This is a genomic window from Flavobacterium sp., from assembly GCF_044368625.1.
In the GTDB taxonomy this organism is placed as follows: Bacteria; Bacteroidota; Bacteroidia; order Flavobacteriales; family Flavobacteriaceae; genus Flavobacterium.
The window spans coordinates 1-15,602 of the sequence record NZ_JBIPPD010000059.1; the positions used below are offsets into that span (position 1 = coordinate 1).

Consider the following 15,602-nt stretch of genomic DNA (forward strand, 5'->3'; position numbering starts at 1 on the left):
TTTAAAATGCGCAATACAATTGGCTTCACTACTAAATTCGACTCCAAAACTAAAAATATTCATACCCAATAATTTATCTATCAAACAAATATACAAAAATATGAGCAATTACGGATATACATTAAAACTTTTAATATTTCTCCAATCGGTGTGGCTTATTTAATTTAAATTTCTCTAACTGTATTTACAATTGTGCCGATTCCTTCCACATAGCATTCCATTACATCGCCGTCTTTCATCCATTCTTGCGGATTTCTCCCAGCACCAACTCCGGCGGGAGTTCCCGTAGCGATGATGTCACCGGCTTCTAATGTGAAAACCGTACTTAGATCTTCAATAAGTGCATTTATATTGAAAAGTAACAATTTTGTATTTGAATTTTGCTTTTCAACTCCGTTCAATTTCAAAGATAAATTCAAGTTGTGCGGATGCTCAATTTCGTCTTTGGTAACTAAATACGGTCCCATTGGAGCAAAAGTATCTTGACCTTTCGAAACAATCCATTGTCCCTCACGACGGCAATCTCTGGCTGAAATATCGTTGATGATGGTATATCCAAAAACATACTCTAAAGCATTTTCGGGGGCTACGTATTTTCCTCTTTTAGAAATCACCACGGCCAATTCCACTTCGTAATCCAATTGTTGCGTCAATTTGGGATTCAAAAGAACAGCTGTATTTGGACCCGTAACTGTTGTGGGTGGTTTTGAAAAAATAATTGGTTTTTGAGGTAATTTTCCAGTCGTGTCAAGTGTTCGCGCACTTTCAGCCACATGTTCGGTATAATTCAATCCAATACCGATGATGTTTTTACGGGGTTTTTGGATAGGAGCGAGGAGGGTAATTTCGTCCATGGAATAGGAAACTTCTGCTAAATCACTTGTGGATGTATCATCGAGTAAATCGTTGATTTCAGCGATGATTTCGAATCCCATATCGATCAGTTCCAACATATCATTTGGTAGCGGAAAATTAGATATTTCTCCAAAATCTTCCATATCGACAATTGTGTTGTTATGTAAAAATCCCAATCTTGGTTCCGATGTTGCTGTTTTGTAGGTAAGTAATTTCATTTTAAGTTGTTTGTTTTTTTGTTGTCAATTTTTTGTAAGCAGCAAATAGTACGATTATACTCCAGAAAACAATCGTAACATAACCTACTATTACTTTGTATTCTTCTTCTTTTTGGGTTAAATAATATCCCAAGTAAATGAAACCTACTGCTAATATGATTCCGAATAATGGTTTTGTGTTTTTCATTTTATAAAGATTTTTATATACTTAAAATATTTTAAAGTTCATAAACCCGTACTCGTTAAAACGCTGATAGGATTTAAAGCTTCACTATTTGGTGTCCGTTATTCTCCGTGTATATTTTGTCTTGAAATAAGCCTAATTTTTCAATTACGGGCAAATCGTTAAACGAAAACAAACATGCATCTTCTGTTTCGGAATTATTATGGTGTTCGTGCCAAGCCCATGAAGGGACACAGAAAATATCGCGTTCTTTCCAGTTAAAACGTACTCCATTAATGATGGAATAGCCCGAACCTTTGGCACATTGGTACACAAAAGAGCCCGTATGTTTGTGTGCTTTTCCTTTAAAACCAATGGGCAATAATTGCATCGAAGCTCCCATAGTTTGCATTACATGACCGCCAGTCAAAGGGTTTGAATAGTGCATCAAAATTCCATCAAAAGGAGAAAATTCCTTTATTTTTGAAGTTTCAACCAAAGCAGGATAAACCGATTTCCAAGCATATTTAAACAAAGGAGAATAGGGTTTGTTCCATTTTTGATCTGAAGGTAATAGTCCAGCTGAACCTCCATAAGTAATTGGGGAGTAGTTTATTGGGTTTTCTAAAGGTTGTTTGCCATCGAACACAGCGTAATCATTTGCTTCCAAAGCATTGACCAACGGAATATCCAATCCATCTTGCCAAATGCAGGTTTTTCCATTTTCAGCCACACCGTGTTCGTGCCAAGTAGAATTGGGTGTAATGACAAAATCATTGACTTCAAATGTAATTTTGTTTCCGTCCACAACCGTATATCCGCCTTCGCCTTCCATTATAAAACGCAAAGCGGATGCTTTATGTTTGTGAGCGGAAGTACTTTCTCCAGGTCGTGTAACTTGAATGCCGGTGTACAACCAACCTACGGCTGCCGACACGTCTTTTCGTTTGTCGTTGACCAAATAAACCACGCGTCGTCCTGCTTGTTCGGGCGTTACCAATTCGGAAGATTGCAGTACCAAATCCCGAAGTTTGTCGTATTGCCATAACATTGGTACCGATGAACTTCTTGGTTCCCATGGTTCGATATCGTTGGCAACCGTCCACAAAGCACCCGCGCCAAGGGTTTCAAGTTCTTTGTAATAGGCTTGTAATTCAGGTGAATCCTGAACTCGAGCTCTTCCTATTTGATTGTCTGAATGATTTTCGTTCATTGTTTCAATTTTTGTAAAATCTTAATATTTTTAACTTAATACTATCTTTTATTAAACTCCTCATGACTATTTACAAATGTAATCTTCCTTGTTGGTGCAATATTCACTCGTAAATCAAAAATATCAAAACGGTTATAATGACCAAGAATATCATGCATTTGTTTCGGCTGAATACATTTCTCGAGATCAATATCAGCATATACAATACCTTCGTCGTCAATCAAGGCTTTGCCTATAACGGCTCCATTCGGACCAATAAATCCTGAAAACGCCGAATTTTTTCTTGTCAATAATTCATCCACATTGGGTACGTCCTCGCGCAAAGCATCTTTAATTTCTTGAGAGATTGTTGAACATGAAACAATTGTAAATAATTTTCCTTCAAAAGAATGTGCAGCTGCACGAATCTTGATTGCCTCGGCCATATCATAATCGGGTGGTGCCACTGGAAGCGAAATATAATTGGCAATATGCACCAATTCGCCTTGCGAAAGTAATGTAAATCGTGCCAAGGTATTCGTGTTTTCGCCACAAGCCAGCGTTCCAAGTGGTCCCACTTGAGTATCATACACTTTTAGGGAAGAGCCATCGCCTGAACTCCACGTTAACTTTTCGGCCCAAGTAGGAACCAGCTTTCGGTGTTTTCCAATTAGAGTTCCGTTGTTATCAATAATTAAATTGGTGTTGTAAATTTCGCCATAACTGTTTCCACGTTCGTTGATACCAATTACGATATGGCAATTGTACTTTTTTGCTGCTTCATAAAGTGGTTGCATACTTTCTTCGTCTACTTTTACGGAACATTTGTAAAGTCGTTCGTACCATTTACTTCCCTGTACGGGCGTCATAATCCAGTTCCAATAGGGATAACCGGCTACAAAAACTTCAGGAAAAGCAATTAGTGTTGCTCCATTTTCCGATGCTTCTTTTACAAAAGCGATGGCTTTGGCAACTGTTGCTTCTACATTCATAAAAACGGGTGACGTTTGAACTGTGGCGGCTTTAAATTTTTTAAATTCCATTATTGATTACAATTTAATTTATAGGCTTCAATTAGTTTAAGAAACGGTTGCGCTTCTTTTTTTAACTCAAGAACATCAATCTGATTAAATTTTTCGGTTTTACTTAATTTGGATTTCTGTATTAATTTTATTTGAGTATCATAATCTTCGTGGTCATCCATAAAAGAGACATAATCCCATCTTTTATCCTTAACTATTTTGTTAAGAAAATCCGGACAATCTTGAAAGATGTATTGCAATACTTTTGCTACATATTTGTCGTCTAATTTTGGTTTTGATAATCTAAGTTGATTTAAATCATAGATTTCAAAAGCGATATTTTGTTTTTCGTTACTTAAATAGGTTATAGTAATATACTTTTTTCTTTTTACAGTTATAAAATCATCGGTTTTTTTGTTGTATTTTTTATATTCTCTGTAAATATTTTTTTGATACAGACTGATAACATCTTCTTTACTGACTGGTAACCATGCTTTTTTTGAAGAAGCTTGAATGGTGCCATCCTCTAAAATTTTTTTAACATGCATAAGTTTGTAGGTTTTTACATAGTTATATTCGTAATAAACCTTGATTTGTTGAATGTTTTTTTGTGTCATGTTTATTGGTCGGTCGGAAATGGAGGTTTTAAATTCAAAATCGTTGTCGTCTAAATTTAAAACTCTCTCTAAAGAGTGACCTATTGCATCCTCAAAGTCGGAGGTAAAAGGTTCTAGGAAAAAAGCTATAAATCCATGCTCTACCTTTCCGTCATTGAATGTTATTTCGCATTTATTAAAAGCGCTTGGTTTTTCTAAGTCATTAATTTGAGCGTAAAGTGATCCATTCAATAGGATTAAAAACAGCAGTATTTTAATTATATTTTTCACGGTTTTGATATGTATTTTGAGATTTTCTCTTTCATATCTTCATTAAATGGTTCGGCTTTGATGTTGTTTCTATCTTGTTGAATTGCCACATTTACTAAGGTTACTTCTCCTTCTAGGCAGGTTTGACCATATTCGTCCAGAAAATTAAATCCACAATTGATTGAGGAACCTCCTAAATGCTTTACCCAAAGAGATTTGGTCAGGATTTCTCCTAAACGTGCTGCTTTTTTGAATTGTACTTTTAAATCAACTGTTGGGATACCGTTGGTTTCGTGGATTTTAGAAAAGGGTCGGTCAAGGGCTTCTTCAAACCAGTCTTCGACCAAGTCGTTCAGCATTTCTAGAAATCGGGGATAGAACACAATTCCGGCATAATCGACATGCTTGAAACGGATTTTTTCTTGTTTTGTAAAAGGTTGGTTCATATTTTTATAATCAATTGGTTTTGAGGTTAAAAACGACTTTTAGATTTGTCACAGTCGATTCTGATGGTTTAGCCCGGATAGAAGTGGAAATCCTTTGTTTTTTTTCTTTAAAAAAACAAAGATTGCAATGAATAGCCGGAAATAGCTTCTGAAAAATCGCAAAAAGTAGTTTTAATCTTCATTTGTAATTTATTTAATTTTTCAGCTTAAATCGCTGAATTTTTCCTGTTTCTGTTTTTGGAAGTTGATCCACAAAGTGAATAATCCGTGGATATTTGTACGGTGCGGCAACTTGTTTGAACCAGTTTTGTATTTCTGTTGCGAAGTTTTCCGAAGGCTTTTCGGTCTCTTTTAAAACAATATAGGCACATACGAGCATGCCGCGATCTTCATTGGGCACTCCAACCACAGCACACTCTAAAATGGCATCGTGAGTCAATAAAACACTTTCAACCTCAATTGCAGCAATATTGTACCCCGAAGAAATAATCATATCGTCGCCTCGGGCAATAAACCAAAAGTAGCCGTCTTCGTCTTTTTTAAAAATATCGCCAGTGATGTTCCATTTATTTTCTACATATTCCTGTTGTTTATCGTTGGCATTCAGATATTTACAACCTGTAATTCCACGAACCGCCAATCGGCCAAGTTCATTTATCGCAACTTCGTTTCCGTTTTTATCAACAATTTTTGCCTCGTAACCACGAATAGGCAAACCTGTGGCGCCTTTTCGCATATTTTGTTCATTCGAGGAAATAAAGATATGCAGAATTTCGGTAGAACCAATGCCATCTATGATTTTCAATCCCGTTAAATTGTACCAATCTTCCCAAACTTTTACGGGTAAAGTTTCGCCTGCCGAGACACATTTTCGGAGCGTACGTACATCGTAATTGCTCACTTTTGTACTGATGATTCGCCAAGCGGTTGGGGCGGTAAAACAAATGGTTACTTTGTAATCTTGAATGGCTTTCAATAACAAATCAGGTGTAGGTTTGTCAATCAAAAACGTCGATGCACCGTAGTAAAACGGAAATAAAACCAGACCGCCAAGTCCGAAAGTGAATCCTAGTGGTGGACTTCCTGTAAAAACATCATCAGGTGTCACGTTTAACGAAAACTTAGGAAATGCTTCGCAAATGAGCAAAATATCTTTGTGATAATGTGCGGTCATCTTTGGTTTCCCCGTAGTTCCTGATGTAAATCCGATTAAACAAATGTTGTTAGGACCTGCATGAAAATTTTGAAATTCTTTAGGCTTGTTTTGCATTAAGAGCTCTAATTGTCCATTTTTTTCAGAATTTCCATAAAATGTAAGTGCTGATTTTAAGTAGCTGGATGGTACAGTATTTAAATCTTCTTGCAAACTGATTTCACAGAATGCAAGCGAAATTTCAGCACTGTCAATTATTGTAGTTAACTCCTTTTCTCTCAACAAAGGCATTGTGGAAACTACAATTCCGCCCGCTTTAAGAACGGCAAACCAGATGGCGACAAACATTGGATTATTTGCCGAACGAATTAAAACGCGATTTCCCGAAACAAAACCCAAATCTTCTACCAAAACATGTGCAATTTGATTGGATTTCTCAAAAAGTTCTTGATAGGTCCATTTACAATTAAATGTTTGAATGGCAACCGAATTTCCTCGGCCTTCATTAATGTGAATGTCTAGTAATTTGTTTGCACAATTAGTTATTTCCGAAAAATCAAAATCAGGATGGTTACAAATATAATCCGGTTGTAAATCGGGATGCGGCAAATGTCTTTCGGCAAAATTATCGCTGTATTTTTTCATAAAAATCCGAATTTTATTTATGACTTTTGGGTTTTAAAGCTTTTTTCATTCCTTCGACCATTTTTCGATTAGAAGCATTTTCAGAAAACAAAGTTTGAATACCCATTTTATAGGAATTTGGGATATCGGTTACCTCAAAATTTTCATAAGCTTGTGCGTTTCTAACGAAATACGGATTTAATAACAACGGTTTTCCAAGTGCCACTAAATCAGCTTTTCCGTTGAGAATTATCGTATTTATTTGATCAATATCGGTAATGGATCCTGCGGTTATTGTGGGAATGCAGACTGTATTTCTAATTAAATCCGAAAAAGGTGTTTGCCACATTCTTCCCATTTGCGGTTGCTGGTTTGCGACAGTATTTCCGGTTGAAACGTTGATGATATCCGCTCCAGCTTGCTTGAAACTTTCAGCAATCGTCAAAACGTCTTGTTCAGAAATGCCGTTTTCGGCCCAATCCGTTGCCGAAACGCGAACTGAAATGGGTTTGTCAATTGGAAAAGCAGCTCGAATTGCGTTAAAAACACGTAATGGAAATTTTAGTCTGTTGGCAATACTTCCTCCAAACTCATCGGTTCTTGTATTGGTTAATGGAGAAAGAAAGGAAGCCAATAAAAACCCGTGATGGGCTTGCAATTCGATCATGTCGAAACCCGCTTTGTTGGCATTTTGAGCTGCAATTTCAAATTGTTGTACAACCAAGTTTATGTCTTCTTGCGTCATTTCTTTAGGTACAATTCCACCTTCAGAAAATGGAATAGGAGAGGATGAAATCAGTTCCCATTGTTGTAAAAGGGCTAATTTTTCCGCTTCCCAAGGCTTTTTTATACTCCCTTTTCGTCCCGAATGACCCAACTGAATGGCGACCTTACAAGATGAATTAGTATGAATGAAATCATTTATTTTTTTCCACTCAACTACTTGATTTTCATTGTAAATTCCTGTACAACCTAAAGTGATACGTCCTGTTTCGCTAACGGACGTCATTTCGGTAATAATCAGTCCCAAACCTCCCAAAGCTCTTTGGGTATAATGACTGAAATGCCACGAATTGGGAATTCCGTTATTGGCTTGGTATTGCCCCATTGCTGACATCACAACACGATTTTCGAGCTTTACATTTTTAACATAAAAAGGTGTAAAAGCAGCAGGTGTATTTGTGTTAGAAATGTTATTTTTTGTATTGAATTCGGTTAAAACTTTTTGTGGAAAAGAAGCATCTCGAAGTCCCAAATTTTCGAAAGTGACTTTTTTTGAACGGGTCATCACGCCAAAAGCAAATTGGTTGAAATCGAAATTAATGTAACGATCCATATTTTCAAACCAGTCCAGCGATACATTTGCGGCATACTGAATCATTTCCACACGGTTTCGTCGTAGTTTTTCATATGCTGCGAAAGCGGCTTCTTTATCGGTTCCAAATTTCACAATCGCATCCGATAATGAAATGGCGCATTCCATTGCCAATTTGGTTCCAGATCCAATTGAATAATGTGCAGTTGCCTTGGCATCGCCCAATAAAACAATATTGTCTTTGTGCCATTTTTCATTAGTAATTGCTGGAAATTGACGCCAATGCGAACGATTTGAAATAAGGCCATGACCGTCGAGTTCTTCCTTGAAAATACTACTGATTTTGGCAATGGTGCTTTCTTCATTTGTAGTTTCAAAACCTGCATTTTGCCAGGTCGCATCCGAACATTCAAAAATCCACGTACTCATACCTTCTTCATATTGATAGGAATGCGCGACAATAGTGCCAAATTCAGTGGTTCTAAAAAAGTAGGTAAATGCATCGAGCGGCTTGGTCGAACCCATCCAGACAAATTTGTTTTTTTTCAGTTCGGTTTTAGTGCCAAAATCGGATTCAAATTGTGATCGAATTGCGCTATTAATACCATCGCAGGCAATGATATAATCGACTTTTAAAGTTGTTACATCTTCAATAGGATGCTCAAAATGCAAATTCACGCCTTCTTCCACACAACGTTGTTGCAACAATTGAAGTAACTTTTTTCGAGAACAACCACAAAAGCCGTTTCCAGTTATGCGAACAATATCGCCGTCTCGTGCTACATCTAAATCATCCCAATAGGCAAAATGCTTGCGGATTAAATCATAGGATTTAGGGTCACGCGTTAAAAATTCGCTCAAAGTTTCGTCGGAAAAAACAACGCCAAAACCAAAACTGTCATCTGCTTTATTGCGTTCGTAAATATCGATTTGGCAATTAGGAAGTGCTTTTTTTGTTAAAATAGAAAAGTACAAACCTCCGGGACCACCACCAATTACTGCAATTGATTGGGCATTTTTTGGAGTTTCATTTGTGGATTGAAATGTCATTATTGTGGTCTTTTAATTGTAAATAGTTCACCCAGTTTTGCATAATTGGCACCTGATAGTCGGGAAATAGGTTGGTATTTGGTAAGATCAACGTGAAAATGATCTAATAATATGTCGTCTTTGATATGAAAATAAATCACACGTCCGATTATAATGGTTGAGCCGCCATTTTTATGATTTTCAAGATTGTAGTGGTGTACCATTTCACATTCCATAGAAACAGGACTGTTGGCTACCAAAGGTGGTCTTACTTTTTTAGAATTGCCAATGGCTATATCAGCAAAGTCAAATTCGCTTTCATGCGGTTGCAAGGGATGAGCGGTCAAGTTCATTTTTTCGGCCAAATCCTCGGTCACCATATTCACGACAAATTCTTTATTGTTCAGGATATTATTTAAAGTGTCTTTATTGAGGTGACCACTTCTTGAAATCGAGATCATCACGTGTGGCGGGTCATCTCCAACGGCATTGAAGTATGAAAATGGAGCAAGGTTGGCCATTCCTTCTTCATTTATTGTCGAAACCCATGCTATAGGTCGGGGAATGATTAGACCGGTTAATAACTTATAAACTTCCTTTTGATGCAGGTTTTCGGGATTAAATTCCATCTTTAATTATTGGTTTGTACAAATTAAAGAATTTTTTTAGGATATTTTTTAAGGATTAAATTAAATATCACCATAAAAATAGGAGTATAACAATTTTTAACCAATTTGCAACAACTACTAACAAAATCGTTTGAACAGTATTTTAAAACAATAAAGAGAAGACTTACACTTCAATATAATTCGCTTTTATAAAATCAGTTACCAAATAAGCGATCAATTTTCCAACCAAATGGCTGTTTTTAGGCTCGGCCAAGTCGGGAGCGCCTTCGCATATATGCAAGTAGGCCGCGTTTTGGCTTTTGCCGAAGTAATGAATAAAGTGCCGTACCTCTTCCACAGAAAAACCACTTATGGTCATGGCACTACTGGCTACATTTGGCAAAGCATCTAAATCAATTTCCAATCCAAAAAAATCAGATTTAATGTGGTTCATGGCCACATACATTTCTTCGGCAAACGATTTTTCCATGCTTATTTTCATGGAATCATACGTATTGTATTTGACCCGAAAGTCAATTTTTTTAATCATATCCAACACACTTTTGGATGTATAACTTTCGTGTAGACCAAAAATGAAGTATTTTTTCAAAAAACCTTCTTCATACGCATAAGAAAAGCCATTGCCGCTGTGACGTCCTTCCAAAATTCGAAAATCGGAATGGGCATCAAAATTTATGGCGTTAATCGATTTGCCTTTGGCCAAAGCCGTTCCCTTAATATTTCCGTAGGCATTATTGTGACCACCTCCAATGATTATTGGAATTTTTCCCGCTTTTACAATACTACAAATTATGTGAGTAACTTCTTTATCAATTTTTACAACCAACTTGCTCAATTCCAAACGGTTTTCCAAAATCTGATAATCGTATTCATCGGCTTTTTTCATTTCCTTAGCTACATCAAGTTGTCCCAAGATCAGAATTCTATTGCCTTTGCAAAATCGGTTATGCTGAATATTAGCAATACTTTTGAGCATACTTTCCCAAGCAGAATGCGTTCCTGGACGGCCTAAATTGGCTCTAACACCAATATCTTCTGGAATCCCAAATAAAACATATTTAGCTTCGCATTCTTGGAGAAAGCTTGACGCATTTACATTTTTGGGAACAGTAAGCATTTTCTCTCCAAACTTTATTTCGCCACTTCGGTGGTTGGTTATTTTAGCCAAATCAGAAGAAGTGTAAAGAATTAAATTTTCCATTAAGGGCTTTTTTTTGATTTCAAAAGTACTAATATTATATAAACTTACGTTAATTCGAATAGGATTGCGCAATAATAAATTATTTTTGTTTCTTTGAAAGCGTTAAAGAATCCTTTTAACTTTATATAACTAATTTTTAAAATTCACAAATGGAAAAAGAGAGAAATAATTCAAGTTTGAAAGCAATAGTAGTAGTTTTGGCTTTATTATTAGCGGGTAGTTTGGCCTATATCTTTAAGATGACTACGGATTCTAAAACGATGCAAACGGAATTGACAACTGAAAAATCGGAGAAAACAAAATTTTTAACAGAGCTTGAGGATCTTAGAGCGACTTATGATAAAGCACTTGAAGACAATACGACTTTATCAGACGATTTAGAAGCAGAACGCGAAAAAGTAATCAATTTGATAGCAGATTTAAAAAAATCAAAAGGTGATGCGGCATCGATGCAAAAATACCGTGAACAATACAACAGTTTGAATTCAAAAATGAAAACATTGATTGCTGAGAATAACATGTTGAAGAAACAGAATGAAGTTTTGACAACCGAAAGAGACAGCACTGTTGTGGTTTTAGGTCAGCAAAAACGTTTTAACGACACCTTAGTGGTGCAAAACGAAAATCTTGCTAAAACAGTTGAAAAAGCATCTAAATTAAATATTATGAATTTACGAACGCAAGCAATCAAAGTTCGTAATTCCGGAAAACAAATTGACACAGACAAAGCAAGTCGTGCCGATCAGTTGAAAGTTTGCTTTGCAATTGCTCCAAATGCTGTAGCCAAATCGGGAAATAAAACGTACTATGTTCAAATCATTGACAGTAAAAATAATGTTTTAGGTGATAAGAAAATTCAAAACTTTGACGATATGACACTGAACTACAGTTTTACAACAACGGTTGCTTACGATAATAAAGCGGTTGATGTGTGTGAGTTTTTAGATGGAAAAGGCAAAGATTTTGAAAAAGGTACGTACTTTGTAAACATTTTCGATCAATCAGAATTGGTTTCAAAAACAAGTTTTAGTTTGCGATAAATTGGTTTTTATTAATTCAAGAAAAAGCGTTTGTAGTGATTTACAAACGCTTTTTTTATGTTGTAATACATTAGCATTTAATTGCAAATTTTACCGTTGATAACAACATCTTGAATTAAATTACTTCCAAAAGCATATGGGATTTGGTAATAAGAATCAATGGGTTTTGTAATAATCAGGTTTGCTTTTTTACCAATTGTGATACTGCCGTGGCTGTCTGAAATTCCCATAGCATAAGCCCCATTAATTGTTGCTGCATTTATCGCTTCTTCTGGAGTCATTTTCATTTTGATACAGGCTGTAGCTACAACCAAATTCATATTACCTGAGGGAGTGGTTCCTGGATTAAAATCGGTTGCCAGTGCCAAAGGCAATCCAGCATTCATCATTCGACGAGCAGGAGTGTAGGGAATACTGATGAAAAAGGAGCAACTCGGTAAAGCCACAGGCATCGTATTGGAGTTTTTTAAAGCTTCAATATCTTCATCGGTAACCACTTCAAGATGATCGACTGTAAGTGCTTCCATTTCTACACATGCTTTAATACCATCAATTGCAGTGAACTGATTGACGTGAATTTTGGAGCGTAGTCCATATTTTTTTCCCGCTTCCATAATTTGGCACGTTTCAGATACCGAAAAATATCCGGTTTCCAAAAAGGCATCAATGTAATCGGCTAAATTTTCGGCTGCAATTTTGGGTAACATTTCATGGATAATCATGTCAATATAGCCTTTATGATTTTCCTTAAACTCAGTAGGGAAGGCGTGAGCGCCTAAAAATGTAGCTTTGATAGGTAGGGGATAATTTTCCTTTAAACGTCGGATAACGCGAAGCATTTTTAATTCTCCTTCGACAGAAAGTCCGTATCCTGACTTAATTTCAACAGCACCTGTTCCTTGCGAAATGACTTCTTCTAAGCGTTTTTTTGATTGATTGTAAATTTCCTCTTCAGAAGTTTCGTTGAGTTTTTTGGCCGAATTTAAAATACCACCTCCACGATGGGCAATTTCTTCATACGACAAACCGTTGATGCGGTCCACAAACTCTTTTTCGCGACTTCCAGCATATACGATATGTGTGTGACTGTCGCACCACGTAGGCAAGACCACGCGACCTTCGCAATTTATTTTTTGATCAAATGCGCTATCGGGTAAGTCGGACATCTTTCCAAAATCAGCGATTAAATCGTTGTGAATCAGTAAATAGGAGTCTGTTAATACGGGCAATTGAGCCATATCTGATCCTGAAATTTTGTCGATGTGGGTGGGTCGAACTTGAAGTAACTCTTTAATATTGGTCAATAAAATGCGCATCATTTTTAATTTTTTGTAAAAATATGCGGGAATTTTAAAACGACCTACTTTTTAAGTGTAAAATGTGATGTAGAAATATTGGAAGACTAAAGTTAGCGCTTCGAAATTTTATTGTGGGTAATTTGGCGTTGCAATGTACATTTGAATCGATCAATGCCACTGGTTCGGAGTTTTGCATGTTTGGTAGCACGACCTTGAACGCGTTTTCTCCACATATTGAAACTCGAGCGTTTCATTTCGGCTCGCATAATTTCGATAGTCTGCTGTTCGGTGATTCCAAATTGAAACGTAATGGCTTCAAAAGGAGTACGATCTTCCCAAGCCATCTCAATTATTCGGTCCAATTCTATTTCAGAAAAATTATTTTTAATCATATAACAAAATTATTTAAAAAAAAACACGTGACAATTGAACAGTCGTTAAACTTATTTCAAAAATAGTGGTCATTTGTATGTTGAATAAACAAAGTAATTATCGAAATTTGATACTTTAAATTAATTGCATTTTGAGAAAACTTCGATATAAGAAAGGCAGAAAAGCGAAGCCCAATAGTTTTGAATACACGGGCATTCACACAACCCAACCGATTGCGTATCAATTATTTATTTATGATGCCGAAAAACTTCAGGAAAATACTGCTGTTTCTTTAGTCGACATTCAGAAAAAATTGGACGAATTACCAAAAACCGCAATAGCTTGGTTAAACATTCACGGTTTGCATGATATTCCTAAAATGATTCAGATTAAAGAAATGCTTCACATCGAAAATTATATTATGAGTGACGTGCTCAACGTTTCTGGCAGAACTCGGATTGAGGAGTTAGAGGATTTTTTGTTTTTCAGCGTTAAATCTATTTTGCAAGAAGATTCAGAACAATTAAAAGTCGAGCAAATTAGTTTTTTATTACAAGATAATTTATTGGTTTCGTTTCAAGAAATTAAAAGTGATTATTTTACATTTATCAGAGAACGCCTCCGAAATAATGAAGGTATCGTACGAAAAAAAGGAGCAGATTACCTACTTTTTTTACTTTTGGATGGAATTATTGAAAACTTTTTTATTACCATCGAACATTACGAAAGTAAGATTGAGCAATTGCTTTTAGATGTAAAAGAGAATGATGCTACTTTTGTATTAGAGCACATTGAGAAATTAAGAGAAAATTTTAATTATTTAAAGCGTTCTGTACTTCCGCTTCGCGACGCTTTATTTTCGTTGAAAAGTATTAAAGACGATGATGATTATAACGGAATTAGCAAAACCAATGTGACTTTTTTTACGCGTTTGCACCAAAAGAGTTTAGAGTTGTTAGAACAAGTTGAATACGACGTCAATACTCTTGAAAGTGCTTCCAACCTATTTTATTCGACTCAAAACCAGCGAATGAATCAAATCATGAAAACATTGACGGTATTTTCGGTAATTTTTATGCCTTTGACGTTTATTGTAGGAGTTTACGGTATGAATTTCAAATATTTACCCGAGTTAGAAATGCGAAACGGCTACTATGTTACTTGGCTGGTTATGATTATGATAACCCTAGTAATGATTTTATATTTTAAACGAAAAAAGTGGTTCTAAATAATAAAAAAGTGCAAGAATTTCCTGCACTTTTTTAACTTTAATTTTATTCTGAAATACTGATTTCGAACATTTTATCCCAATTTTTTCCAGTTACAAAAAATGTTTTTGTTTTAGGATTATAGGCAATTCCGTTCAAAACATCTAAATCTGGATGTTGGGTTACTTTTGATTTTAAATCTTTCAAATTCAATATAGCTTCAACGGCTCCCGTTTTAGGATCAATTCGAGCAATTGCATCGCGTAGATATACATTGCCAAAAATTTTTCCATCTACCCATTCCAACTCATTGATGTTCTTGATTTTAGCGGCACCTGTATAGATGCTAATAAAGTCTATCTCTTTAAATGTCAACGGATCTACGATCCAAATTTTCTCACTCCCGTCTGACATATAAAGGTTTGTACCGTCATTAGTCAATCCCCAACCTTCCATTTTTTTGGGATATGTAAAGGTTTTTTCTCGTTTAAATGTGTTTGCATCATATACAAAAGCGGTCATCTCCTTATAAGTAAGCTGGTACACCTTATTATTCAAAACCGTAATTCCTTCGCCAAACATCGCGTTTTCTAAGTCGGTTTGTTTGTATACTTTTCCAGACTTGTAATCGGTTTTTCGTAAACTTGAAATTCCACGAATACCTGTACCGTTTCCAGCACCGTTTCCTGTACTTTCGTAAAGCGTATCGCGAAAAAATTCCAGCCCTTGCGTGTAGGCTTTGATGTCGTGAGGATACGTATTCACAATTTTAAAACGCAACGGCTTAGGTTGTACATTTGAAACCATCTCAATTCGAGAAGTCGTTTCTTCTGAATTTCCATCATAATAAACAATTGCTTTAATACTAATGTAACCTAATTTTTGGTTGTTCCAATTGTATTCCAAAGCAACGTTGTCCTTCTTAGTTCCTACTTTTTTATCATTTACAAAGTAAACAATACTGTCTATTT

15 protein-coding genes are annotated in these 15,602 nt (G+C 35.9%); 2 read left to right on the forward strand and 13 right to left on the reverse strand.

The features are described from left to right. Window positions 1-164: 164 nt before the first annotated feature. From ACIQ2X_RS06500 to ACIQ2X_RS06545, 10 genes are all read right to left on the reverse strand, one after another. Window positions 165-1,073, reverse strand: a complete 909-nt coding sequence (locus ACIQ2X_RS06500) for a fumarylacetoacetate hydrolase family protein (protein ID WP_396178114.1) — start codon at window positions 1,071-1,073, stop codon at window positions 165-167. 1 nt (window position 1,074) lies between these two features. Continuing rightward, window positions 1,075-1,260 carry a hypothetical protein gene (locus ACIQ2X_RS06505; protein WP_396178115.1) on the reverse strand — a complete coding sequence of 62 codons (186 nt, stop codon included), beginning with the start codon at window positions 1,258-1,260 and terminating at the stop codon, window positions 1,075-1,077. A 73-nt stretch (window positions 1,261-1,333) separates the two neighbouring features. Continuing rightward, window positions 1,334-2,449, reverse strand: a complete 1,116-nt coding sequence (locus ACIQ2X_RS06510) for a cupin domain-containing protein (RefSeq protein WP_396178116.1) — start codon at window positions 2,447-2,449, stop codon at window positions 1,334-1,336. Window positions 2,450-2,490: 41 nt separating this feature from the next. Then, entirely contained in the window at window positions 2,491-3,471 is a 981-nt protein-coding gene (locus ACIQ2X_RS06515) for a carbon-nitrogen hydrolase family protein (RefSeq protein WP_396178117.1), read from the reverse strand. Next, window positions 3,471-4,337 (reverse strand): hypothetical protein, encoded by an 867-nt coding sequence (locus ACIQ2X_RS06520; protein WP_396178118.1) that lies wholly within the window; start codon window positions 4,335-4,337, stop codon window positions 3,471-3,473. The genes ACIQ2X_RS06515 and ACIQ2X_RS06520 overlap by 1 nt, the downstream gene beginning before the upstream one ends. Next, window positions 4,334-4,762, reverse strand: a complete 429-nt coding sequence (locus ACIQ2X_RS06525) for an acyl-CoA thioesterase (protein ID WP_396178119.1) — start codon at window positions 4,760-4,762, stop codon at window positions 4,334-4,336. Before ACIQ2X_RS06525 ends, ACIQ2X_RS06520 begins: the two co-directional genes overlap by 4 nt. A 193-nt stretch (window positions 4,763-4,955) precedes the next feature. Next, window positions 4,956-6,560: an AMP-binding protein gene (locus tag ACIQ2X_RS06530; RefSeq protein WP_396178120.1), complete on the reverse strand. Its 1,605-nt coding sequence runs from the start codon at window positions 6,558-6,560 to the stop codon at window positions 4,956-4,958. 13 nt (window positions 6,561-6,573) lie between these two features. Beyond that, a complete protein-coding gene (locus ACIQ2X_RS06535; RefSeq protein ID WP_396178121.1) occupies window positions 6,574-8,904 on the reverse strand; it encodes an FAD-dependent monooxygenase in 2,331 nt (776 codons plus the stop codon). Beyond that, window positions 8,904-9,512 carry a flavin reductase family protein gene (locus ACIQ2X_RS06540; RefSeq protein WP_396178122.1) on the reverse strand — a complete coding sequence of 203 codons (609 nt, stop codon included), beginning with the start codon at window positions 9,510-9,512 and terminating at the stop codon, window positions 8,904-8,906. The genes ACIQ2X_RS06535 and ACIQ2X_RS06540 overlap by 1 nt, the downstream gene beginning before the upstream one ends. Before the next feature lie 163 nt (window positions 9,513-9,675). After that, complete coding sequence (locus ACIQ2X_RS06545) at window positions 9,676-10,713, reverse strand: formimidoylglutamase (RefSeq protein ID WP_396178123.1); 1,038 nt, start codon at window positions 10,711-10,713, stop codon at window positions 9,676-9,678. 149 nt (window positions 10,714-10,862) lie between these two features. Between ACIQ2X_RS06545 and ACIQ2X_RS06550 the strand changes: the two genes are divergently transcribed. Continuing rightward, window positions 10,863-11,753 carry a hypothetical protein gene (locus ACIQ2X_RS06550; RefSeq protein ID WP_396178124.1) on the forward strand — a complete coding sequence of 297 codons (891 nt, stop codon included), beginning with the start codon at window positions 10,863-10,865 and terminating at the stop codon, window positions 11,751-11,753. Window positions 11,754-11,830: 77 nt separating this feature from the next. On the opposite strand, the gene hutI is transcribed toward ACIQ2X_RS06550, so the two are convergent. Together hutI and ACIQ2X_RS06560 are read right to left on the reverse strand one after the other, a co-directional pair. Next, window positions 11,831-13,069, reverse strand: coding sequence for an imidazolonepropionase (hutI, locus tag ACIQ2X_RS06555; RefSeq protein ID WP_396178128.1), 1,239 nt, complete (start codon window positions 13,067-13,069; stop codon window positions 11,831-11,833). A gap of 92 nt (window positions 13,070-13,161) precedes the next feature. After that, complete coding sequence (locus ACIQ2X_RS06560; RefSeq protein ID WP_396178125.1) at window positions 13,162-13,443, reverse strand: TIGR03643 family protein; 282 nt, start codon at window positions 13,441-13,443, stop codon at window positions 13,162-13,164. 131 nt (window positions 13,444-13,574) lie between these two features. Here ACIQ2X_RS06560 and corA point away from each other — a divergent pair, with 131 nt between their 5' ends. Beyond that, window positions 13,575-14,651, forward strand: a complete 1,077-nt coding sequence (gene corA / locus ACIQ2X_RS06565) for a magnesium/cobalt transporter CorA (protein ID WP_396178126.1) — start codon at window positions 13,575-13,577, stop codon at window positions 14,649-14,651. Between the two features lie 46 nt (window positions 14,652-14,697). On the opposite strand, the gene ACIQ2X_RS06570 is transcribed toward corA, so the two are convergent. Beyond that, window positions 14,698-15,602: glutaminyl-peptide cyclotransferase (locus ACIQ2X_RS06570; RefSeq protein WP_396178127.1), on the reverse strand; the 905-nt coding region annotated here is incomplete at its 5' end.